Raw genomic sequence first — 24,274 nt, 5'->3', positions numbered from 1 at the left:
ATGAGACATCGATTCAGACGACACTTGGGGTTTCGATTTAATGACATTTACTTTAAACCTAGAGGAATCCGTTTGCAACAATTACAAGAAGTAACAATAACCCATGAGGAACTCGAGACTATCCGCTTACGTTATATTGAAAAGCTCGATCAAGACGAAGCCGCAGAAAAAATGGGGATTTCTCAAAGCCAGTATCAGCGTGATATTACCACCGCGCTTGAAAAGATTACAAAGGCTTTGATAGAAGGAATGGCTATAAATATTCAGCAACCTCAGTAAAGTCTACACGATTTCACTTCTTCACCTGACTTGACTCAGCTTAAACTTTGTTATATATTTCAATATACATTGAAATGATTGCAATCTTTATTAATGAATGTTTCAACCAACAAAAAAATAGAAACCCTACGCAAACTTTTAGTACTTAACAGAATAAAAATTCTGACTCTACTTTCACAGAAAGATACCTGCGTTTGTCAAATGGTAAAGAAATTAAACCTAAAACATAGCCTTATCTCTCATCATCTAAAAACACTGCTTGATTTAAAATATGTTAAAACCATCAGAAACGGACAACACATAATTTACAAACTAATTGAATCCAAAAGGGACATCGTCCTTGAATTATTAACTATTATCAACAACTAAATATGAAAGTACTAAAATTTGGCGCAATCTGGTGTTCGGGATGCCTTATTATGAAGCCGATTTGGCAACAGATTGAGAGCGAACTAAAGTGGCTTAAAACCGAATATTATGATGTCGACGAGAACGCCGATCTTGTAAAAAAGTATGATATAACCGAATTTCCTTGTTTCATTTTTCTTGACAAGAATGGTACTGAAATTCATCGTGAATACGGTGAAATCGAAAAGAAAAACCTAATAAAAATCATTAATGAATATAAAGACAGTTAAACCAAACCTAAACATATTTAATAAGATCGCATTAGTTCTTGTTTTTTTTATTGCTATTTTTGCAGGATTTACACGGTTAGTCTATGCCCAGGCTGAACCCATAAATATTTATCTGTTCTATGGACTTGGCTGTCCGCACTGTGCAAAAGAAAGGCAATTTCTAAAAGATCTCAGGGAAGATTACCCCGACCAAATTACAATTTATGAATACGAAATTTACTACGAAAAAGAAGATAGCAATACGTTTCTAGATGTTATCGATTACTTAGATATCGAGGTTGCAGGTGTTCCTTTTCTTGTAATAGGGGAAAAGTATTTCGTAGGCTATGAAAGCGACAATACCACCGGGGCTGATATAAAAGCCGAGATTGACAGGTGTATACAAGACGGTTGTAAAGACAATCTTTCGGAATTGCTGTTAGGAGAAACCACACCAAATGGGTCCGATCCCAATGCTAAAATTCAAAGTGGATCAAATACAGAGAGCACATCGCCAATCTATTTGAACACCTATATCTTTGGCAAAGTAAATCTAAAAGATATTTCACTTCCGGTTGCAACAATACTTATTGCACTAGTCGATGGATTTAACCCTTGTGCAATGTGGATTCTTATATTTCTTATCACCATGCTTATTAACATGAAAGATAAGAAAAAACTGTATCTACTTGGGTCTACGTTTATCTTTGTATCAGGTCTCGTATACTTTTTATTTTTACTTGCATGGTTTAAGGTCTTTGATCTAATCGGCTATGTTTCTCAAATAAAGATAATAATAGGAATTGTCGCAATTGTAAGTGGAATTCTACACATCAAAAGTGCATTGTCTTCAAAGGGCGGTTGTCGTGCAACAAACGAAACTCAACGAAAAGGCATTATTGACAAAATAAAAAAAATTATAGCCGAAAGAAGCTTTTTGCTTGCAATGGTAGGAATCATCACTTTGGCCATATCGGTAAACCTTATTGAATTAGCTTGTTCTGCAGGGCTACCAGCCATTTATACAAATCTACTGTCAACAATTAAACTAACTCCAATTCAATATTACCTCTACCTGATTTTATATGTGTTAGTCTTTATGCTTGATGATTTAATCGTTTTCTTTGTTGCTATTAAAACTTTTGAAGTCACGGGAATAGCAAAGAAATACACAAAGTGGTCAAGCCTGATTGGAGGAATCGTTATATTAATTATTGGAATCATCTTAATAGTAAAACCCGAAATACTAATGTTCGGGTAATTATCTAAATTTTTTATATAAATTATGAGTAAGAAATTACCAATCTTAATCGGGGCTCTCTTTGTGCTTGGAGCTCTGCTTGTGGGGGAATTCTTTTTGGTGCAAAAATACGCATGCCCAACACCCAAAGAGGAAACACCCGCAGAGGAAACAGTTCCAAAAGCAATGATGCTTCTAATCGAGTTCCGTAACACCGACGGTCTTGTAAATATGGTTTCCGACATGAAAGAAAGAAATGTTAAAGGGATACTAATGGTTAATGCCGATTTCGTTCAAGCAAACCAGGAAACAATCCGTGAGATTCTAAAAACAGGTGTAATAGAAATTGCCGCATCATATGATCCCAAACCATATTGGGAAATGACATATGACGAGCAGTACGAAGTTATCACAGACATGGTAACAAGAATAGAGTCAATGCTTAACATAAAAGTGCGAATAATCAGCTCACGTTACATGGCATCCGACGAAAATACAGTAAAAATTGCTGATGAGCTTGGGATTGAATATATAACTGCCCGTGGAACAACAGAGCTTGCAACCACTGTCTACAAACCCGAAGAATACAACGTAAAAATAATTTCGGTTTCAAATATCGACGTTCCCGAATTTAAATATGGAAGTTTCTGTGATTACAGCTTTTATGAGCGAAACGGAAGTCCCGAAGATATGACAACTGAGTTTGAGCGCGCAATTACAGAAGAAAAATTTATTGGGGTTTCACACACATACATTGGAGGACAAAAGGCCCGCTGGAACAATATGTGGCATAACTTTTGGGATAACTACAACGTTGACTGGGTTGATTTAGATACACTTGGAACAGTCGACAAAGTACTTCCTATGTGGCAGATTCCTATAAACATAAATGCACCTTACACACCTGAGAAAATTAGACCGGCAATTCCTTACGAAGATGAGCAGGATGTTGTAAACCCATGTAAGGTTGATGATCTTAATGAGTCAGACGGCGGCAATGGCAAAATAAATCAGCAAGAAATTGTTATTTTCCACAACAACACAGGGCCCATGTGCGTTGATTTGCTGGCATTTCTTGATGAATATAACCTTTCCTACGAAGAGCATCTTACAACCGATAGCGATTTTTCAAGCGTACTTGGTACATACAAATCCGAATATCCGGAAAGTGAAGGTGTATCAACAACCTACGGATATTATCCATTTATTTTTGTCGATGGAAAAGCCTTTTCCGGATTTAACAGTGACATAGAAGCACAGCTTAAAACAGTTTTGGATCTTTAGTAGAGCCGTTCTACCAACGGACAGGTCATAAATAATTCTTTACTTCAGGACTTTACACACACTTTTACACATGTTAACGTAGAAGTATGAAAAAGAACAGTTTGTCCGGAGTTTTGATATTATTAACCTATTTCACGTTTGTTACCCTAATATTCGTTGCATCAGGCTGCTTTATTTATTCTCATCCATGGAAAAACTCCCAGACGCAACAGGTATTAGGAACATCAGCCGCCGAAACGATTTATGTGTCTACAGGAGGAAGCGATACGGGCCGTACGGGACTATCAGCGGCCAACTACCCAGGTAGTGGAACCGGCCAACCTTGTGCTTTTCGAACAATTCAAAAAGGTGCAACCGTGCTTGGAGCGGGAGATACACTTACTGTTCTTGCCGGAACATATAACGAAGATGTAGTGATTTCAAATTCTGGAACTAATGTTAGTCGGATTACAGTACAAGCAAGTGGAGCGGTATACACAAAAACCCTAGAGTTAAGCGGAAGTTATATTACATTAAAGGGATTTACCGTAACGCCAACGGATTGCCAATATAAAGGGGCAATTCAAATAATCGGCGATTACAACATTGCAGAAAACAACCTAGTAGAAAATAGCCCGAGACAAGGAATACTGGTAAGGGGAGTCTCCAATGGATCAATCGTCAGAAATAACACGATTCGATACACATACAACAATGGAATTGTTTGCAGTGGAACAAATAATCTCATAGAGGATAATGATATTGGTTATATTGTAGATCAGATGAGTCCATGTACAGAATTACAAGACGTTAATGGTATTGAATTTACAGGCACTGGAAACACATATCGTGGCAATTATATACACGACCTCAGAGTAGATCTTCAAGCTGGAACCCCACATATGGACGCATTCCAAACATATGGACAGGACCCACAATGGGGAGGCGCAGCCAAGAACACCATCATTGAGGGCAACTACATTTTCATGGGAAATACCACAACAGGCGTCTTGGAGAGGCCAGTCCCAGGAATATCTGTGACAGGGTTTATGCTAGAGGGGCAAAATGATTCCAACCAATGTGAAAACCTAACAATCCGCAACAATATAATAATGTCTCATGTGGGCATATGCACTGGAGGCGGAGGAAAAAACTTAATTGGTCTAAAAATCTATAACAACACCTTTAAAGGGGACCTGGGATTTGTATCTGACACCTGGCCAACTGCAATCAACCTAAACGACTGGGAAGCAGATTCCAACGTGAACGATTGCGAAGCAGCAATAGACGTACGTGATTTTCAGATCTACAACAACATTATGGTAGATTACCACACTCACTCATCATCAACACACCTTCACAACATAGGCAGCTGTGGGACTTATGGAAACAATTTATTTTGGAATTCCGACGGAAGCACCCCCAAAGTCTATGGATATATTCTGCAACCAACAGACAAGATGAAGATTAACCCACTTTTCATTTCTACAAACAACTTCCACCTACAGTCAACTTCACCGGCAATAGATGCGGGATTAACAATTTCTAGTATCACAAATGACTACGATGGAGTAACAAGGCCTCAATTTAATGGTTATGATATTGGCGCCTTTGAATATTATGTTGCACCTCAAAGTCCACCTCAGCAAGAGCCACAGACCCCAAATGAGGGCAACGAAGAACCAGAAGATCCGGCTCAAACTACACCCGAAAACAATTCAACAAGTAATACAAGCACTGACACCACACCAGAAGCTACAACCAGTGAAACAGTAAGTCCAGATGATTCAATAACCAGTTCAGAACAATCACCTGTAACAACCCTTGTCTCCAATATTTCAGAGAAAACCAGTATCCCGGAAGAGACACTTTACAAAGTCGGGGTTCCAGTTGCAGCTATCGCTGCAGGAAGTTCACTACTACTTATTCCCCAAGTTAGAGAAACCCTATTTAACTTTCTAGCATACCTAAACCCTTTCAACAGAAGACAAGGAAAAAAGAAAGAATGGGACTGGTCATAAACACTAAAATCAACATGGATAAGACACAACTCGAAACACTCTACAACGAAAACATCGTCAAAATCTACCGATTCTTTTATTCACGCACACTATCACAAGCTGTCTCGGAAGAACTTACAAGCCAAACCTTTCTAGCGTTTGCCGAAAATTCAAGATCCAAAACAACAATAGAAAACCCCGTAGGCTACCTTTACGGAATTGCAAAACATATTTTTATCAGCTATCTAAAACAAAAGGGTCACGAGATTCCACTTGAGATTGAGAGACTCGAAATATACGAGGAAATCGAGCAAACAACATATAGAATAGAAAGCAACGGTTATACACAAAGCCAAATAGAAACGTTTATCGATCGGCTTCCCGAAAAACAAAGACAAATTGCAAAACTTCGGCTTTTACAAAAACTAAAAACAAAAGAGATTTGCGAAAAGATTTGTAAAGACAACAATTATGTAAAAACAACAATGAAACGAGCTATAAAATCGTTAAGACTGATGATAGCCATGCAACCGAGTGTACCCCCGGATGCACTTATAAATTAATAACCTGTTTTATTTTTTATGGAAAAAGAAAGAGAGTTTGAAAAAGAAGAGCAGGAGGTGCTAAGTTTTTTAGAAAACCCTGCAGGCTCTAGCACACCGGATTCTAATTTTTCCAATTCGCTAAAACAAAGTTTCCTTAAAAAAGCAGGCATATTTAATTTTAGTTTAGGAGAGATCATGAAAAAATCTCTAAAGTACGCAATCATTGGGGTGGCCTCAGTGATTGTTCTGGTAGGTGGATTCTTCACCTACAAGGCACTATGGCCAAAGCCCACAGATCCACTGGCAAATATTGATTTGCAGGCACTTCTGCGAGGAGCAATAAAAAACAATAACCTGAGCAGGCAAGGCGGGACGCAAGCACTCGCAACCGGATTAAAATCCACAAACGAAGAGTCTGCAGACCTAGCCGCAGGTTATGGCTGGTATGATAATTCAACTTATATCAATTTTAACTATTCACACGATATTATCACCACCGAAAGGGGTCCTAAATCCGATAGCTGTCCTGTTTATGTTTACTATCCAGGGGAAAAGACAATAACCGAGACTTATTCATTCTGGGACGACAGTGGGTACAAAAGCAAAACTGTTACTAAAACGGGGGATGGCGAACTAATTGCATATTATCAGTCCGACGAATCAAGCAATTTCACATATTTTGGAGGAAACTATGCAATAAGAGAGACTTACGATTATAGCGATAGACTTTTAGGAGTGGAGCCTGCAGAACCGTTACAAGATCTTGATATGGGCAATACCATAGATAATGAATCTACTAAACCCCTAGATTCCGAAAATACTTCGACAGATGAACCAGAGTCCTTTATCGACTCATATTTCGGAACCGATGTAAAGGCTGTTGCATATGAGACTATCAATGACCAGAACTACGTAGTAATCGAGTTTAAATGGGACGATTTTTATTGTGGATCCGATTCAAATTCTAAAACCGTCTATACAAGACAATGGATAAATGAGCAGACCTACGAAATATATAAAGAGGAGATGTATCTTGACTCCGTAGCTACATCAAATCTTATTTCAACAACAATTTACGCTCAAGAGAATCAGTCAGACATAGCATGGGATACAGTTTCTTCCAAATTCGCAAACGATTATTTAAACGTTTCGATACATGAATATGTTTATGAGTACACTAGCGGAATTGATGAAACTGAGGTTAACGCATTTTTAGCTGCTAACAATTTTTCTATAATTGTTCCAAACGGGTACGTAACGAACGGATTTTATCTTTCGTACGAGGAAGAGCAGGATTATCCTGATTACTGCGACCGTGCCCTTTATCCGGACACCGAAATAGGTCGAGCAATGTATAACCAAAGTTGCGAATTGTATTCGTCTTGGTATCAGCCCGATTACGTTTCGGCAATAGCATCGGGGGATTACAACGAGACAACCAGCCGGGACGGAACAAATATCTCCATTGCCACATATGATAACAGTGTTAGAGAAGAACAGATTCTTGATTCTACTGGTTTAGTTAGAACCTCAACAGAAGAAACCGACGGCTCAGCAAAAGCCGAAAACGGATTTACCAAAACCGGTACAAAAACCTTAACCATAGATGGCACTAGTGTAGCCGCAAACGTTTATGTCTCCGAGCAAACTTATTATGAAATCACCGAAACCGTATCGGCAGACAGCGAAACTGAAGGTAATGATCCTGTAAAAGAATCTACCACAAAAACTTACAAAGCAGTTATGATTATGTTTAGGTATAAGAATGCACTGCATATAATTTCTGCTGATAATTACAGTGATGACAACTTTGATGCAGAAACATTTGTATATCCTGCATTTACTTCCTACTCAACGCTAAATACTACCGGCAGGGCAAAAATCCTTGAGCTTACTACCTCAAGCTGGGCAGTATATGAAGAAGACATACCGGATGAGGCCAAAAGACAGTAAAACCTTTTAAAGGGTAACCTCTGTAAATACTGCCGGGGTCCCAGAATAGGGACCCCGGCACAGTTGACTGAATCCATTTAAACGAATACCACCCTTAATTAATTTGTGTTAATATTATCTCAACTTTATTTAAACAGGTTCTTACAATGAAGCTCTCGCTTAATACACTGCAACAGTTTGTCGACGTAAAAAGCATTCCCTTTGAGCAATTTGTAAGCACCTTTTCAAGTGCCATTGCGGAGATTGAAGACATCCAAAAACTTTCCGAAAAGTATAAAGGTATTTTTGTTGGCGAGGTACGAGAAATCAAACCACATCCAAAATCCGAAAAACTATTTGTTTGTAAAATAAACCTTGGAAACACAAATGTACAGGTATGCGCAGGTGCTAACAATATAAAAGTAGGTGACAAAATTGCCTATATATCGCCGGGATTTTTAACCCCCGTAAACCCATACCCTGATCGAAAGCATGAAACAATTGCTAAGCGACCATTGGGCGGAGTAGAGTCTAACGGAATGTTACTCTCCGAAAAAGAACTTGGATTTGGAGACGACCATTCAAGGATTCTTGTACTTCCGGTTGATTTAACTCCCGGTGATAAACTAACAAAGGCTTTGGCTCTTGATGACACAATTATTACAGTAGAAAATAAAGCCTTAACTCATAGACCCGATTGTTTTGGAATTTATGGAATAGCAAGAGAGATCTCAGCTGCTTTTAACCTAGACCTTAACACTCCTGATTGGCTTTCACCCAAAGTTTCTAACATTGACGAAGACGAGAACCCTTTTAACGTTGCAATTAAAAATCCAAAGGATCACATGTTTACCAAAAGATATAGTGCAATAAGCTTAGGAAATGTAAATGTACAAGAATCCCCTCTGTGGCTAAAAATATTTCTACAGAAACACGACATTCAAAGCGTGAACAATGTTGTCGACATTACAAACTATGTAATGCTTTTGACTTCACAGCCACTTCATGCATTCGATTACGACAAGGTAAACGGTACAGTAACGGCAAGAGTCGCTCAAAGAAGCGAAAAACTCTTAACGCTGGATAACAAAGTTTACGAGCTTGATTCCGAAACCGTCGTAATTGCCGATGACGGCGGTGCATTGGGGATTGGGGGAGTTATAGGTGGAAAAGAAAGCGGGATCTCAGATTCCACAACAAAAGTAATTATAGAATCAGCAAACTTTGATTTATACAACATCCGAAAGACCTCAATGAAACTTGGACTCTTTACCGATGCCGTGACACGATTCGGAAAAGGACAAGATCCCGAGCAAACAATTACAGCACTACTTATGGTGTCAAAATTGCTGGTAGAACTTGCAAGCGCAAAAATTACATCTAACATTAAAGATGCATATCCATACCCACGAAAAAAACAACACATCGAAGTAACAACAGATTACCTAAGAACACGCATCGGGGTCTCCGAAAAAGAGCTACCTACAAATCAGATTGTGACTTATCTTTCCAGACTTGAACTAAACCCGATACTTAAAGCAAACACAATTTCCCTTACAATTCCAACGTTCCGCTACGATCTCTGCAATGCGGAGGATATTCTTGAAGAAGTTGCAAGATTATATGGATACAATAAAATTGTCCCAACAGTTCCAACACACACAGGGAAACCCACTCACCAAGTCCACGCTATTACAAGGGAGCAAAATCTACGACATACACTAACGGCATCCGGCGGAAATGAAATCATGACTTTTTCATTTATCGGTGACGAACTGTATACCAAATGTACTTTATCAACAAAAGACTGCTACCACATCCAAAATCCATTATCACCGGAACTTTCTTACATGCGATGCACTATTCTTCCAAATCTTTTGGAAAAGGTGGCTGAAAATACCGCACAAACATCAGAACCATTCATGCTTTATGAACATGGCGTTACTCATATTAAAGCTGATCTTGGTCCTGATAAACTTCCAACTGAATATCATAAGTTAAGCTTTGTCTATACAAATCCTGTTTCAACATCTAAAACTTCAGCCTATTACCACTCAAAGTTATACCTGGAACTGGTATTTAAAACGCTTGGAATTAAGAAAGGAACTATCCGATACACACTTTTAACAAAATATATAAACCCAATGCCGGCTTGGCTTAGACTTATAACTCCAATGTTTCATAAGGGCCAGTCAGCAATTGTCGAGTTAATTGACGAGCATGCAAACAAAAAACGTATTCCAATCGGAATCGTCGGTGCATTTCACCCAACAGTTATAGAGAACATGCGGGTTCCCGCCTATACAAGCGGCGTAGAGGTTCTTTTAGATAGTATTCCAAAGGCATTAACAGGAATAAGCAACTACAGAGAGCCAAGCAATTTTCCTTCTGTAATTCAAGATATTTGTTTTATTGTGGATAAAGATGTCACCTACGAAGGCATTATAAATGCAGTTTTAACTTCAAGGGGGGCAGAGTTTATGGAAAAGATAGAGCCGGTAGATATTTATCAAGAAAACAAATCGGACGAAACAAAGCAGGTTACAATTCGAATTTACTTTAACAAAGCCGATTCCCAAATTACAAACGAAGAGGTTGATATAGCCCGAAAGCAGTTAGAAAGAAATGTGCGAGATAAAACAGAAGGCCGGGTAAAAGCCTAATCAATATCGTCAATTTTAAAGTCGTCGCCGTCTTCAGATACAACAGTAACTTCCTTGCCATTTAGTTTGAGAATAACCGTTTTCTTATCGTTTTCTATTGAAACCCTGACAGAACCTCTGAAAACATCGCTAATTCCCGTTTCTGTTAAATCTTCACAATCGAAATCCTCCGGGAACAAATCATATAAGTCATCAACAACTTCTTCAGGATGCGAATCTGCCTTTTCTATAAAGTCATCTGTAAAATAATCACTCTCTTCTTTCTCAAAATCTTCTTCATGCAAAATTACGCACACATCATACAAAACTCCACTTCGAACCTCGGCTGCTTCCTTTTTCATAGAATTCATAAACCAGTAAATACCGCCGCCACAAAGCCCACAACCAAGTAGAACAAATAGCCCAATTGCTGCGATTATTGCAATAATTAAACCTTTTTTCATTCTGAATAAATAAAAATTAGATATTGTTCATATTACCCAATTTAGGGAATATTGTCCAAAAGCAGACAGTTTACGACCTTAACTCCTTGCGGTATAATGATATTAAACTAATTTACTGCCTACGGTTAACATGATTTGCGACAGATGTCAGGCCCGTGAAGCCAATACCAAAATAACTCAAATTATAAACGGACGTAACGTTACTAAATATATCTGTGATAAATGTCTTGCCGAAACCGAAGAAACCGGCGAAACTTCCTTCGATGGTCCATTCGAAAGAAGTTTCGGAGGCGGCGGTTACCAACCACAGCAGGAGAGCGTCGACATTAACAATTATTTATCCGACCGTGCTAAAAAAGCAATTCAAGCCGCAGTTGCAGGTGCAATAAAACATAAAAACAAAGCAATCGATACCCAACACCTACTTCTAGGCGTTCTCGAAGATGAAGTCGTACAAAAAATCTTAAACAAACTCGAAATTAATATTTCCGAACTTAAGAGCTATGTCGAATCACAAATAACCGATGGCGATATTGAAACCGAAATTACCGATTTGACTCCACGAGGTAAACAGGTACTTCAACTTGCATTTCAAGACGCAATGGAGCTTAATCATAGCTACGTCGGCTCGGAACACATTCTTTTGGGACTTATAAAGGAAGGAGAAGGCTTAGCCGCCCAAGTATTTAAAAAATACGGTATTAGTTATACAAATGCACGACAAGCCGTTGTAAGCCTGGTAGGTGAAGGCGACGAGAGCGGTAAAGCCGTGAAAGAAAAATCATTAACTCCAACGCTCGACAAATTCAGTAGAGATCTAACAAACTTAGCTGAGCAGGGAAAAATTGATCCTGTCATTGGTAGAGCCGACGAAATCACCCGAATTATCCAAATCTTGTCACGTAGACGTAAAAACAATCCCGTACTTATTGGTGAACCGGGTGTAGGAAAAACAGCAATAGTTGAAGGTTTAGCTCATCGAATAGTAAACGGCAGTGCACCTGAAGTACTTTTAGGAAAGCGGGTTAAAGAACTTGATATATCAAGTCTTATTGCAGGTTCAAAATACCGTGGTGAATTTGAGGAGCGAGCCAAAAAAGTGATCGAAGAACTCGAGAAAGCCGGTCGAGATATTATTTTATTTATCGACGAACTTCATACAGTTGTTGGAAGTGGTGCACAGGAAGGCCAAATGGATCTTTCAAACATGTTGAAACCCTCACTTGCACGAGGTGAACTCCAGGTAATTGGAGCTACAACTCTTAATGAATATAAAAAATACATAGAGAAAGACGCTGCCCTGGAACGCAGATTTCAACCGGTCTTAGTTGATGAACCCACAACTGACCAAACAATCGAAATTCTACGAGGATTACGTGATAAATACGAAGCTCACCACAAAGTAAAAATAACGGACAAAGCAATTGTCTCCGCTGCCCAACTGGCCACCCGTTACATAAAAGATCGCTTTTTACCTGACAAAGCAATTGATACTCTCGATGAAGCTTGCAGTAAAGTCCGACTAGAGAAAACATTACCTCCACAGGAGCTTATGGAATTGTCCGAAAAAGTAAAACAGCTCGAAAAAGAACGAGAAGCCTTAACCCGGGCAGAGGACTTTGAAAAGGCCGCAAAATTAAAACAGGAGATTGAATCACTAAAATCTCAAATTGCACCACTTGACGAAGCCTGGCAAAAAAAGAAGGGAACCGGTATCCCCGAAGTTACAATTGATGATATCGCCGACGTTATATCAAAAATGACGGGTGTCCCCGTTACAGAAATGAAAAAAGAAGAGAAAAAGCGACTTTTGGAAATGGAAAAGGAGATCCATAAACGGATTGTAGGACAAACCGATGCTGTTTCCGCTGTAAGTGAGGCGGTACGTAGGGCTAGGGTTGGGTTAAAATCTGAAAACAAACCCATTGCTGCATTTATTTTTTTAGGTCCCACCGGAGTTGGCAAAACCGAACTTGCAAAAGCACTTTCGGAATATATCTTTGGTGATGAATCAGCAATTATAAGGATCGATATGAGTGAATACATGGAAAAACACAGTGTAAGTAAACTAATCGGGTCCCCACCGGGATATGTTGGTTATGAAGAGGGTGGACAGCTAACAGAACGAATTAGACGTCAACCATACTCACTAGTCCTGTTAGACGAAATTGAGAAGGCTCATCCTGAAGTATTTAATATATTACTTCAACTTCTCGATGACGGCAGATTAACCGACGCAAAAGGTAGAACAGTGGATTTCCAGAACTCCATAATAATTGCTACAAGTAATATTGCATCTAACCTTATTCAGGAACACATTAAGAACAAGGGAAACAAAGAGTGGGAAAAACTTTATGATAAAGTCTTGTCCGAACTTAAACTTCAATTTAGACCCGAATTCTTAAACAGATTCGATGACATTATTCTTTTCCATTCACTTACCAAGGCACAAATCCGCGAAATAGCCTTAATTCTTCTTGAAAAGCTTAAACAATTGGTTCTGGCGCAAGGATTAACCATTGAATTTGACAATTCCGTTGTTGAAATGCTGGTAAACGCCGGATATGACGAGGAGTTTGGAGCGCGCCCAATGAAACGTACAATCCAGAAAAACGTAGAAAATGAGCTTTCAAAAGCACTTATTGAGGGGAAATTTAAAAAAGGCGATAAAATCAAAGCAACTGTTAAAAACAACAAAGTTATGTTCACTAATTAATCATATATTATCTACTATTATCTACAGTTTCGGTAGGACGAATAACAGGTGGTTGTAACTAATTTGATATTTTGTTAGAATACGAGAATAACATTATATTAATTTTTCAATAATGAAAAAACTTAAAACCCATTTGTTCCGATTAGTAAAAATTTTTCTTTTACTAAATCTAATTATCGGTAACACAGCTTCACTCTTCTTCCTGCTTTCAAATCCCGTACTTGCAGACACACCGGAAGATTATATTGAATCCAACGAAAACCAAATCTGGATTCAAAATACTGACGGCTCATTTACTTCTAACGAACCAATCACAATTGGAACATATGTTTTTCCAAACGACCCATCAATCTCTATTACCTTTACAAAAGTTGATGAGCCTGGAATCATAACAATAAACAAGATCCCTCTTACCACTAAACAGATCGAAGAAACTTCTGCTATTTATCCCTGGGCACTTGAGGTAACATCGACAATGCCGAATTACAGCTTCGAATTTACACTTACCCTTCCAAATAATAGTGAACCCGATTCAACCATTGCTTACTCTGAAGACAGCGTAAACTTTGCTCAACTAAATAATGTTTCAACTGTAGAAAACTCAATTATTGCAGAAAACGTCGATCATTTCACAATCTTTATTGTTATAAACCCAAACCCGGTAGGAAATGGAAACGCATGTGTCGTCGCAACTGTCGACGGCATCTGCTACGACACAATTCAGGAAGCGATAAATGCATCATCGAATGGCGATACTGTACAGGTTACAGCCGGAACATACAGTGGCAACATAATAATTGACAAAGAAATCACCCTACAGGGAAATGGAAATGGTACGGATCCTCTTGTAGATACAATATTATCTTCAAATTCAGGCGCAGCTGCAATAACCGTAACTGCATCAAATGTAAATATTGGAAACCTTCGTGTAACACCAGTAAATTCAGCGGGTATTCAAGTCGGTATAATGACAAACTCACCCGTAGGAGGTGACCCTATCGCAATATCAAACCTTACCATAAGCGATGTAATGGTTATCGGACCAGCCACCTACTTTGGAACAGAGACCGAGATTGGCTTAAAAGTTATGGTACACGGCACAGTTAATGGGCTTACAATATCAAACTCCGCATTTAACAATTTACATTACGGTATCTACTTTGCAAAAAACCCTGCCGGGGCAAACCCATCACCAGATACTACTTCTAACGTTAACACCGTATTAATTACTGACAGTTCATTTGATTCAAATGGCTTTAAAGGCATATACGTCGAGAAATTATCAAATGCAACGTTTACAAACATATCTGCATCAAATAACGGACAAAACACAACAAGTGGACTTGCAGCACACAATGCCGGTATAGATATCAACCTAAAGAATGGAAATTACTCCAATATTACCTTTAACAATCCAACTGTAACAGGAAATGGCTTAGGAGTAACACAAGGCAAGGGAATCGCAATAAAAGGACGAAACGATACCGCAGGCTATGGACTAAATACAACAACCTTAGATTTAGTTACAATAAATGGCGGCACAATTACAGGAAACGGCGGAACCACAGCTTCCGGTGGGGGAATCTCAATAGGAAATTACGTCACAAATGTTGAAATTCATGGTGTAACAATCTCCGGAAACAATAATTACGGGCTTTCAAACTGGACAACAACTGTAACCGGTGATCCAACAACTACTGTTCTTATCGATGCAAGAGGAAATAACTGGGGAGATGCAACAGGTCCCAACGATACAACAGGTGGCGACGGCAGTATTCCGGAAACAAACTCAGGCGGAACAGGCAATAGCGTTTTAGGAATGGTTGACTACACTGAATTAGACACAACACCTCCAGAATCCCCACTTTTCTTTTTAGAGGAGGATACAAATGAAATATTAGTTACATGGAAAGCGGTATCCAACGCAACTCTTTATAGAGTTTACGCCGATAATAATACAATAACACCGATTTATGAAGGAACAGACCTAAGTTACACACATTCAACAACAGGTCTCCACAACTATATTGTCACGGCAGTAGATTCGGCAGGAAACGAAAGCGATTCAGCTATAGAGTGGAAGTATGCAGAACCAATGGATATAGTTATTGATGACAGTGCCTTATATTCAGACCATAATAACAACGGAACTTTCTCTGTTTCTGGAGCAAATATGGCCATACACGTCAATCACTCAGATCCAAGTGTTCAAGCCATAGCTAGTTCCTACGTTGGAGGAGACACTCAGACATTAAGATCAACCAGCGCCACAGCCACATGGACAACAAATGATCTTCTAAACGGTGTTTACGAAGTTTACACCCAATACAGATGTGAACCCTCGGCTTCGCGAGGCGAGGTAGAATATACAATAAACAGCGGTTCCCCTGTCACAATAGATCAAGCAACCTGCGCAGTAACCTATGAACAATCTCAATCAGGCTGGGTATCGTTAGGAGAATACACATTTGTAAACGAGCAGGGCTCTGTTGTACTCCAGGGTCCGGGTTTATCAGGCGGACAAATTGCCATTGCCGACGCGGTAGGCTTTAGATTTGTTCAACCCTTAACTCCAGTACAAATTGGTTACAATGTTAACGATGGAACACCAATTAGCCAAAGACCAACAAGATACGATTGTGAAGGCGGTTATACCAATATAAATGGCGTATCAGTTCATTGGACAGATGTTTCAGCAGGAAACCCAAATATACAATATCAAAGACAATACTCTTCAAACGGAACCTCCTGGGCGGGTCTGGAGCCTTATACAAACCCTTACACCAACTATAGAAGCTTTGGTTATGGTCAAGTTCCACATTATTCAAGAGTCAGGGCAATAGATACATTAACCGGCGCGGTTTCGGACTGGAGCAATACTTGTTATATAACTTACGATGTAACACCTCCTGTCGTTACCTTTATCGATGACGTTGAGGCCGGTTTTAATCTTGAAGACATTATCTCGATCTTAGTAACAGATAATAATCCTGACCCATCAACTTATCAATATGCATTCACAGATGGAACCTGCGACAACACAGTCGTATTTACAGAAAGCTTTGAATCAAACACACCATTTACCATAGCAGACGAAAGTCACAACGGTATGTATGTTTGCGTAAAGGCAACAGATCTTGCAAATAATACAACTTATACAGTAAGCACTTATCCGTTAAATATTGACAATACAGCTCCGACAATTTCAACAATTGACGATCTAATTCTAACCGAAGGTCAATTACTAAACCTTGGATTTCTCAACGACCTTGAAATGCGTGACACAAACGGGAATCTTGACATGGTTTACGTTGTCATAACGTTTACAGATCCCGATGGAACATATACCATCCTTGATACAGCAATAGATGTAAGTATGGCTGGTTGCGGATATGACGGTTGTGGATATGGAGGAACACTAAACGAACTTTTCCACTATTTAACAGGAGAAACAATTGACTTTTCAGATATTGACGTTCCCACAGACACTTCATATATACCCGAGGGGGTATATACAATCCGTTACTACGTAACGGATTTTGCCGGGAATGAAAGTGAGGCGTATTTGGTAACTATAACAATTAATAATGTAGCACCGGCGGTTGTATTAGGAAGCAATCAAATAATTGAGACAGGTGGAGTCGCTAACTTCACCGCAATGTTTGGAGACCCTTCATATATAAGTGATCCCGGTTGGATTCAGGAAGTACCTGACGACTCACCCTGGTATGCCGAAATAGATTACGGTACAGGTGAAGGATTTCAATCATTAGGAACATTCGGTACTCCGGGAAACATAACTATTCCATCAAAACAATATCTTGCGGCCGGTATTTATACTGTTACTCTGAGAGTCTGCGAAGCAAGATTTATTGACAATCCATTGTCGGAGAATACCTGTACAACAAAATCAGTAACTGTAACAGTTAACCCACCGGTAGTAATAATTATTCCTCAACCGATCGTAACGATTAGACCGGTTATCCAACCCATAATTCCTATAGAACCGGTTTCTGAACCGGAATCTTTGGAGCCGGAAGAAGAGGACCTTGATAATAATATCCTGGGTACTACCGAGGAACGATGTAGCATTACATACAAAATCTCGGGTTATGTATATGAAGATAAAAACAAAAATGACAAAAAGGATGAAAACGAAAAAATCTTTACAAACCAGAAGATCCTTGTTGAGTACGAGTTCGACGGAAAAACCTACCAAATGGAGGCAATAACAGACGATAATGGATATTGGGAACTAAAAGTATGTCCAGGAAAATATACTGTAAAAATAATAGACGACGAATTACCTTCAAAGTACTCACTTGGCGAGAACAAAACTATAGAAGTAACTGATAAGGATACTGCGGACGTAAACATTAGACTAATAGGTAATAATAGATTCCCCTGGTGGATTCTTATTCCGATCCTTGTGTTTATACTCCTTGTTATAGGAATAATATTGTCGAGACGAAAACAGGAAAAGTAATTATAAAAAATAACTTGGCGAGTATTCTGACACTCTGTTGACATTCACCAAAGACCAGGGTATACTCGCCCGAGTTTGACTAAAGATACATTGAGAAAATGCCATTTTCATGGTATAATACAATCATAAATTGTTCTTTAGAATCCCTTGGGAGAAATCTCAAGGACAAACTCTCGCACCTTGCAAAAATTTGTAAGAGAATGCGAGGCTAATTTATAAGGGACACGTTTTGCGTGAATACCTTTAAAAAAGTGTTAGGATTGGCAATCGGTGTAGGGGTTAGCTCAGTTGTTGTAGGAAACGCTCTTGTATTTCTTTACGGTGCCGGTATCAAATTTCCCGTTAGAGCTGAATCAAAAGTCGAAGATGAAAACATCTATTCTGACATTGTTACAACTCCATTTGACAACAGCTATTTCTTCGGAAAAACCGAAAATTACAGCAATTTATCAGCAAATCAAACCGCCCGAATGCAAAAAGAAGAAGAAATCATGGCAAATGTTACCAAAGTAAAAGCTTTCTACGAAAAATATAAGGCTCCTATGGCATCTTCTGCGGAATTTCTGGTTCGATACTCGGCAAAAATGGGAGTAGACTACAGACTTATCGTTGCAATTTCCATTGTTGAATCCGGTGGTGGAGTAGTGTGTTTTCGACCATACAATCCATTCGGATGGGGTAATCTTGGATATACAAGCTTTGAAGAGGCCATTGCTACAGTTGTTAACGGTATTGCAAAAGGTTACTATGCAAAAGGACTCACAACACCCGCACTTATGGCTCCGGTATACAATCCCGTAACACCTGAAGCTTGGGCACAAAAGATTACAAACATAATGAACAGCCTTTAATCGTCGAAACAGCTTTTAATACTTTCACAACATCCCCAGCAATGGGAATTCAGGATCCTCGTGAATATAATGTTCGTGTTTAGTACAATCCTAAAGGTAGGAGACACTACAAAAATCAACGAGCACTGTCTATGAGGCTGAATTCCCATTGCTGGGGATGTTGTGAAAACCTAGGAATGCTAAGGGAACTCCAAAGGTAACTATGATATGCCGTAATTATTCGCCGGCAACTACAATATCGCCAACAACAATTCCAAGGTTATTAACAACTCCAGCATTTACCTCGATTGCATATTGATAGGAACTAGCCGGTGTATATGGCGTGCAATCTGATTCGCACGGTTGAAGTTTGCTTGCAATTTCGACAACAGTATCATTGCTATCTAAAAATATAATATCCAGGGGAAAACTCATGCCCTCCATTGTAAATGCAGCATTGACAATGGTGTCAAATACAAAAAGCATACCCATATTCTGCTCAAGAATATCATACTCGGAGAGCCCTTTAACCCTAAGTTCCTCGGTATCAGCGGTAACGTAACTTATGTTACCCTTGGCTTCACCATCTTGAGACAGAAATGAGAGCGTAGGCAAGAGGGTATCATCGGAAAGATTGTTTGTTAGATCGTCGGTTGATGTATTCTCTAACTCTTCCATTAGTCTCCTATACTCTAGAAGTGCGGCATCTCTTCCGGAAAGCATTTTTATGAGAAGAAAGGCAATAAGAACACATACTAAAATTCCAATGGATATCATTCCCCATTCAGTCTTCAAAAACGAAAAATCAATCTTAGGTATGTTTATTTTGAGTCGTTTGGGTTTACTAAATGAAAATTTCATTAATAAAAATCAAACAAATTATAACTTAAGGATTATACAACACTCTACCTGTCATGTCAGACGGAACATCAAAACCTAAAAGTGACAATACTGTGGGCGCAATGTCACAAAGTCTACCCATTGGAAGGGTGCGAGAAGAGAGTCCATTACCCACAATACAAAACGGCACAGGATTAATTGAATGTTCAGTATCAATATCTCCCGTTGAGGTAATAAGCTCTTCGGCATTACCGTGATCAGCGGTTACTATAACTCGTCCGCCTCTACCGACAATTTGGGGCACTATTCTGCTCATACACTCATCAACAACCTCTACCGCCTTTATACTTGCAGGAAGATTCCCAGTATGAGCAACCATATCCGGATTTGCAAAGTTCACAACATAAAAACCGTACCGCTCAGTCTCAATCTTGGAACCTAATATTCTTGTAACTTCATCTGCGCTCATCTGTGGCTTTTGATCATATGTGGCAACATCACGAGGGGAGGGAACTTCGACTCGGTCTTCACCATCAAAAACGATATTTTGACCACCATTAAAAAAGTAAGTAACATGGGGAAATTTTTCTGATTCAGCAATTCGAAGTTGTGTAATTCCCTTCTGACTTAAAATCCTGCCAAGGGGAACCGTAATATCGTTCCTTGGAAAAATTAACTGGGTATAGTCTATGAACTTCCGACTATAGAGCATCATTGTTGAAAAGAAAAGATCTTTAAGTACAATTTCTCTGGGAAATCCAGTAAAATCAGGCATAACAAAAGCTTCAGTAAGCTGTGTGGCACGATCAGCCCTAAAATTTAGAAATATAAATGCGTCACCTTCCTTTACAATTCCGTCAGGATTTAGAACATAAGGATTAAGAAACTCATCGGTTTTATTCTGTTCGTAGGAATCGTTAAGTGCAAGACTATAAGAATCAATCCTTTTACCGATTCCCTGTGTAAATAAATCGTATGCAACTTTTGTTCTATCCCACTTCTCATCACGATCAAGATAATATCTTCCAAGAATCGTTGCAATTTCACCAACCCCTGATATCTGAATGCGAGATGACAGTTTTTCAAAATATGTAGCTGCCGATTTAGGACCGGAGTCCCTACCATCGGTAAAACAGTGGATAAATATACGAGACTTGGGAGAAAGCTTTGATAAAACACTCAAAATCTCTAATAGATGGTTAATATGCGAATGTACACCGCCATCACTTAAAATTCCGGCTAAGTGAATTCTACCACCGGTTAAAGCCAACTTTGAAACCAACGCTTTCAATGTTTGGTTGTTAAGAAGGTGACCGCTTTCGATGCTTCTATCTATTCTAAGTAGTGATTGATAAACGACCTTGCCGGCACCAATATTTAAATGACCAACCTCACTGTTACCATTAATGCCTGCAGGTAGCCCTACAGCTTCTTCTGCAGCATTTAAATATCCGTGAGGATAGTTATTCCATAGCTTTTCTAAGAAAGGTGTTTTTGCAAGAGCAACGGCATTGCCATTAGATGCTCTGGCTACACCGAGTCCATCAAGAATTATTAACGCAAATGGTTTCATGGTTTTTAAGTATACAACAAGACAAAAATGATAACCAGCAATATACATTTTTATTGTACAACCGAATAGATACATAGTAAAATACACCGTTTTGCCAAACTATAATTAAATAGATAAGAAAATCATGAACCGGCATACAAATAAAAAAGTAAAACCAAAGTCCACGAACATGCTCCAAAAGTTTGGATTGATAATACGAAATGGAAGTTGGGTCTATCGATTGTTTTTCAAAATCTCGCCGTTTTACACAATCCTTATGTTTTTTTCTTCGGTTAGTACAACTATTCTTCCAATACTAGGTTCATTTTACACAGGTAAATTTATTGATGCGCTCCTAAATCTTACCCAAACAGGGGTTAAAGATATATCTGAACTAGAACTAATTTCTCCTGTTGTCATAATAATAATTGCTTCTACAGCCATCTCAACAATGAGCAACATGGGAAGACGGACTGAACAATGGCTTGCCAACAAATTCCGAAACTACTTTCTAAGAAAATATGAGTATGCAATACATAAAAAGATCTCGAGCCTGGATATTCAACAATTCGAAGACCCTAACATCTCAAACTCTATTCAAAAAGCCTGGGAAAACTTTTACAAAGTTCAGGAATTTGCAAGAGAATCTTTAAATTTTGTTTCTATGCTGTTATCAGTCACAATGTCAGGATACTTTGCATTTAAAACGTCCCCATTTATTTCGGCAGTCATAGTCCTCTTTTCCCTCCCGGGAAACATTATTCACAGCAAATTTATAAAAGAGATTTGGGATTACTACAACAACAGAATAGAAGAAAATCGTTTCGTAAGAAGGTTAGGCTGGTATCTAGGTGACGATAGGTACGCTTACGAACATAAGATTTCGGGTGCAAATAATTATCTATATAACGAACTAAAAAAGAGCGGTGAACACATGCTTAATATGGAACAAAAAATATATGACAAAAACTTCATCCAGGGATTTTTACTCTTAATCCTTAATGCATTTTCATACCTGGCTGCAACAGCGTTTCTGCTACAAAAAGTACTAAAAGGCGAATACTCTGTGGGTGATTTCACATTTTATCAAGGACAATTTAAATCATTTTCAGGTAATCTTGACTATACAATCGGTGAATTCCTGAATCTTTACGATTTAGCCTCTTACCTTGATCACGTAAGAAAGATCGAATCACTTGCCCCACTGATTATCAACGGTGATCAAAAACTTAAGTCGAAAACTCAAACACCACCCAAAATTGAGCTTAAAAATGTTTCTTTTAAATATCCAAATAGCAAAAAATATGTTCTCAAAAACATAAATATAACAATAAATCCGTTTGATGAAATTGCAATAGTTGGCGAAAACGGTGCCGGCAAATCTACATTAATAAAATTGCTTCTTAGATTCCACGATCCACAGAAAGGAGAGATCTTGATTGACGATATACCAATAAAAAACATTGATATTAAAGATTATTACAAACGAATTGGAGTTTTAAACCAGGAATATAACAAGTATCACTCTTTAAGCGTAAAGGAAAACATATTATTGGGAGATCCTGACAGAAAAGTTGACCTGGACCAGGTAAAAACTGCAGCTAAAAAAGCAGACGCACATGAATTTATTGTTGATCTTGAAAACAAATATGATCAGAAGCTTGATAAAACTTTCTCAAAAGGAACGGATCTTTCGGGGGGACAGTGGCAAAAGATAGCTATTTCCCGAATGTTTTACCGTGATGCCCCAATATTAATACTTGACGAGCCAACTGCCTCTATAGATGCCCAAGCCGAACACAAAATATTTAAAAATATTTATCATAGTTTCGACCGGAAAACCGTTATTATCATTTCACACCGATTCTCAACCGTCAGAAATGCTCATAGAATATACGTTCTTGAAGATGGTGAAATCGTTGAACAAGGGAACCACGAAGATTTGACCAAACACAACGGAATTTATAAAAAGGCCTTTAGTCTGCAGGCAAAAGGTTACAGCCTCGAAGGAACAGGTTAAAAACCATATCCAGTAGGGACAGGTTCGAAAACCATGTCCAAGTAGGGACAGGTTCGAAAACCATGTCCAGTAGGGACAGGTTAGAAACCTGTCCCTACTGGACGAATGCGGGAAAATTTGGTATATTTCCTTTTGCATGAATTGCGTTTATTTTATGTTTTGAGAAATGAACACAGCTTTGGTAAAAGATGTTACGGAAAAGCAAGTTATAAAAAGACCAAATGTAAAGGTGGGTGACAAAGTAGAGGTCTCCCTTCGCATAAAAGAAGGAGACAAAGAAAGACTACAGGTATTCAAGGGCTTGGTTATTGCCGTTAAGGGCAAGGGAAATACAAAAACCTTTACTGTTCGCAAGATCAGTTTCGGTGTAGGAGTCGAGAAAACGTTTTTATTTAACTCACCCATAATAAAAGAGCTCGTGGTTGCAGGTAGAGGAAAGGTTCGTAGATCGAAACTTTATTACATGCGAGAACGTATCGGTCGACGTGCTATGAAGATAAAGGGCGAACAGATTATTGAGGAAGTTAAACAACAAACAAAAAATAAGCCCGAAGATTCGGAAACTGAAGCTAATGCACCTGAAAAATTAAAGGAGTAAATGTTGGAGCGGTTTAGCCCCGATTTCTAACGATTACCGCTTTTTCCACAACTTTCGTGCCGCTATCGTCTAACGGTTAGGACGCGGGATTTTCAATCCTGTAATCGGGGTTCGATTCCCCGTAGCGGTATTCTTTTAATGGGGAATCGAATTCCTCTTCTCACACTATCTCTCCGGAGTACTACTTCACTACTTCACTGCTTTCCCAACACAGTCATCTGTTGCCCAGTATGTTCTCAGAGAACCCCTT

At 38.8% G+C, this 24,274-nt stretch carries 17 protein-coding genes and 1 tRNA gene; 15 read left to right on the top strand and 3 right to left on the bottom strand.

What is annotated here, in order from left to right; all coding sequences use genetic code 11:
* The 9 genes from JW962_02870 (at position 1) to pheT (ending at position 10,539) form a co-directional block, all read left to right on the top strand.
* Positions 1–279, top strand: a complete 279-nt coding sequence (locus tag JW962_02870) for a DUF134 domain-containing protein (protein MBN1374250.1) — start codon at positions 1–3, stop codon at positions 277–279.
* A gap of 93 nt (positions 280–372) precedes the next feature.
* Positions 373–648 carry a helix-turn-helix transcriptional regulator gene (locus JW962_02865; protein ID MBN1374249.1) on the top strand — a complete coding sequence of 92 codons (276 nt, stop codon included), beginning with the start codon at positions 373–375 and terminating at the stop codon, positions 646–648.
* 2 nt (positions 649–650) lie between these two features.
* Positions 651–917 (top strand): thioredoxin family protein, encoded by a 267-nt coding sequence (locus JW962_02860; protein MBN1374248.1) that lies wholly within the window; start codon positions 651–653, stop codon positions 915–917.
* Positions 898–2,157, top strand: a complete 1,260-nt coding sequence (locus JW962_02855) for a hypothetical protein (GenBank protein MBN1374247.1) — start codon at positions 898–900, stop codon at positions 2,155–2,157. Before JW962_02860 ends, JW962_02855 begins: the two co-directional genes overlap by 20 nt.
* Before the next feature lie 24 nt (positions 2,158–2,181).
* Entirely contained in the window at positions 2,182–3,420 is a 1,239-nt protein-coding gene (locus JW962_02850) for a polysaccharide deacetylase family protein (GenBank protein ID MBN1374246.1), read from the top strand.
* 86 nt (positions 3,421–3,506) lie between these two features.
* Positions 3,507–5,420: a hypothetical protein gene (locus tag JW962_02845; GenBank protein ID MBN1374245.1), complete on the top strand. Its 1,914-nt coding sequence runs from the start codon at positions 3,507–3,509 to the stop codon at positions 5,418–5,420.
* A gap of 14 nt (positions 5,421–5,434) precedes the next feature.
* Positions 5,435–5,962 carry a sigma-70 family RNA polymerase sigma factor gene (locus tag JW962_02840; protein MBN1374244.1) on the top strand — a complete coding sequence of 176 codons (528 nt, stop codon included), beginning with the start codon at positions 5,435–5,437 and terminating at the stop codon, positions 5,960–5,962.
* A gap of 18 nt (positions 5,963–5,980) precedes the next feature.
* Complete coding sequence (locus JW962_02835) at positions 5,981–7,897, top strand: hypothetical protein (protein ID MBN1374243.1); 1,917 nt, start codon at positions 5,981–5,983, stop codon at positions 7,895–7,897.
* A 146-nt stretch (positions 7,898–8,043) separates the two neighbouring features.
* Positions 8,044–10,539 (top strand): phenylalanine--tRNA ligase subunit beta, encoded by a 2,496-nt coding sequence (gene pheT / locus JW962_02830; GenBank protein MBN1374242.1) that lies wholly within the window; start codon positions 8,044–8,046, stop codon positions 10,537–10,539.
* Here pheT and JW962_02825 read toward each other — a convergent pair.
* On the bottom strand, positions 10,536–10,982 hold the full coding sequence (locus JW962_02825) for a hypothetical protein (GenBank protein ID MBN1374241.1): 447 nt from the start codon (positions 10,980–10,982) through the stop codon (positions 10,536–10,538). The two genes, pheT and JW962_02825, sit on opposite strands and share 4 nt — an antisense overlap.
* A 130-nt stretch (positions 10,983–11,112) precedes the next feature.
* Between JW962_02825 and JW962_02820 the strand changes: the two genes are divergently transcribed.
* The 3 genes from JW962_02820 to JW962_02810 all read left to right on the top strand — a co-directional run bounded on the left by JW962_02820 (position 11,113) and on the right by JW962_02810 (position 19,035).
* Complete coding sequence (locus JW962_02820) at positions 11,113–13,698, top strand: AAA family ATPase (protein ID MBN1374240.1); 2,586 nt, start codon at positions 11,113–11,115, stop codon at positions 13,696–13,698.
* Positions 13,699–13,810: 112 nt separating this feature from the next.
* Entirely contained in the window at positions 13,811–18,184 is a 4,374-nt protein-coding gene (locus tag JW962_02815; GenBank protein ID MBN1374239.1) for a hypothetical protein, read from the top strand.
* 233 nt (positions 18,185–18,417) lie between these two features.
* Positions 18,418–19,035, top strand: coding sequence for a glucosaminidase domain-containing protein (locus JW962_02810; GenBank protein ID MBN1374238.1), 618 nt, complete (start codon positions 18,418–18,420; stop codon positions 19,033–19,035).
* A 216-nt stretch (positions 19,036–19,251) separates the two neighbouring features.
* Here JW962_02810 and JW962_02805 read toward each other — a convergent pair whose 3' ends face one another.
* Together JW962_02805 and JW962_02800 are read right to left on the bottom strand one after the other, a co-directional pair.
* The gene (locus tag JW962_02805) at positions 19,252–19,875 is read right to left on the bottom strand and encodes a DUF192 domain-containing protein (GenBank protein MBN1374237.1); all 624 of its coding nucleotides are present in this window, start codon (positions 19,873–19,875) and stop codon (positions 19,252–19,254) included.
* 25 nt (positions 19,876–19,900) lie between these two features.
* Entirely contained in the window at positions 19,901–21,427 is a 1,527-nt protein-coding gene (locus JW962_02800) for a 2,3-bisphosphoglycerate-independent phosphoglycerate mutase (protein ID MBN1374236.1), read from the bottom strand.
* Between the two features lie 124 nt (positions 21,428–21,551).
* Between JW962_02800 and JW962_02795 the strand changes: the two genes are divergently transcribed.
* The 3 genes from JW962_02795 to JW962_02785 all read left to right on the top strand — a co-directional run bounded on the left by JW962_02795 (position 21,552) and on the right by JW962_02785 (position 24,154).
* Positions 21,552–23,426, top strand: coding sequence for an ABC transporter ATP-binding protein (locus tag JW962_02795; protein ID MBN1374235.1), 1,875 nt, complete (start codon positions 21,552–21,554; stop codon positions 23,424–23,426).
* Between the two features lie 166 nt (positions 23,427–23,592).
* The gene (gene rplS / locus JW962_02790; GenBank protein ID MBN1374234.1) at positions 23,593–24,024 is read left to right on the top strand and encodes a 50S ribosomal protein L19; all 432 of its coding nucleotides are present in this window, start codon (positions 23,593–23,595) and stop codon (positions 24,022–24,024) included.
* Positions 24,025–24,082: 58 nt separating this feature from the next.
* Positions 24,083–24,154, top strand: a tRNA-Glu gene (locus tag JW962_02785).
* Positions 24,155–24,274: the final 120 nt, after the last annotated feature.

The organism is Candidatus Dojkabacteria bacterium, assembly GCA_016927995.1.
Taxonomy (GTDB): domain Bacteria; phylum Patescibacteriota; class Dojkabacteria; order JAFGLO01; family JAFGLO01; genus JAFGLO01.
This window is presented reverse-complemented; position numbering and strand designations above follow the sequence as displayed.

Excerpts from the sequence above, each read along its gene's own strand:
- JW962_02870 (MBN1374250.1), top strand. The coding sequence starts at position 1 with ATGAGACATCGATTCAGACGACACTTGGGGTTTCGATTTAATGACATT.
- JW962_02865 (MBN1374249.1), top strand. The coding sequence starts at position 373 with ATGAATGTTTCAACCAACAAAAAAATAGAAACCCTACGCAAACTTTTA.
- JW962_02860 (MBN1374248.1), top strand. The coding sequence starts at position 651 with ATGAAAGTACTAAAATTTGGCGCAATCTGGTGTTCGGGATGCCTTATT.
- JW962_02855 (MBN1374247.1), top strand. The coding sequence starts at position 898 with ATGAATATAAAGACAGTTAAACCAAACCTAAACATATTTAATAAGATC.
- JW962_02850 (MBN1374246.1), top strand. The coding sequence starts at position 2,182 with ATGAGTAAGAAATTACCAATCTTAATCGGGGCTCTCTTTGTGCTTGGA.
- JW962_02845 (MBN1374245.1), top strand. The coding sequence starts at position 3,507 with ATGAAAAAGAACAGTTTGTCCGGAGTTTTGATATTATTAACCTATTTC.
- JW962_02840 (MBN1374244.1), top strand. The coding sequence starts at position 5,435 with ATGGATAAGACACAACTCGAAACACTCTACAACGAAAACATCGTCAAA.
- JW962_02835 (MBN1374243.1), top strand. The coding sequence starts at position 5,981 with ATGGAAAAAGAAAGAGAGTTTGAAAAAGAAGAGCAGGAGGTGCTAAGT.
- pheT (MBN1374242.1), top strand. The coding sequence starts at position 8,044 with ATGAAGCTCTCGCTTAATACACTGCAACAGTTTGTCGACGTAAAAAGC.
- JW962_02825 (MBN1374241.1), bottom strand. The coding sequence starts at position 10,982 with ATGAAAAAAGGTTTAATTATTGCAATAATCGCAGCAATTGGGCTATTT.
- JW962_02820 (MBN1374240.1), top strand. The coding sequence starts at position 11,113 with ATGATTTGCGACAGATGTCAGGCCCGTGAAGCCAATACCAAAATAACT.
- JW962_02815 (MBN1374239.1), top strand. The coding sequence starts at position 13,811 with ATGAAAAAACTTAAAACCCATTTGTTCCGATTAGTAAAAATTTTTCTT.
- JW962_02805 (MBN1374237.1), bottom strand. The coding sequence starts at position 19,875 with ATGAAATTTTCATTTAGTAAACCCAAACGACTCAAAATAAACATACCT.
- JW962_02800 (MBN1374236.1), bottom strand. The coding sequence starts at position 21,427 with ATGAAACCATTTGCGTTAATAATTCTTGATGGACTCGGTGTAGCCAGA.
- JW962_02795 (MBN1374235.1), top strand. The coding sequence starts at position 21,552 with ATGAACCGGCATACAAATAAAAAAGTAAAACCAAAGTCCACGAACATG.
- rplS (MBN1374234.1), top strand. The coding sequence starts at position 23,593 with ATGAACACAGCTTTGGTAAAAGATGTTACGGAAAAGCAAGTTATAAAA.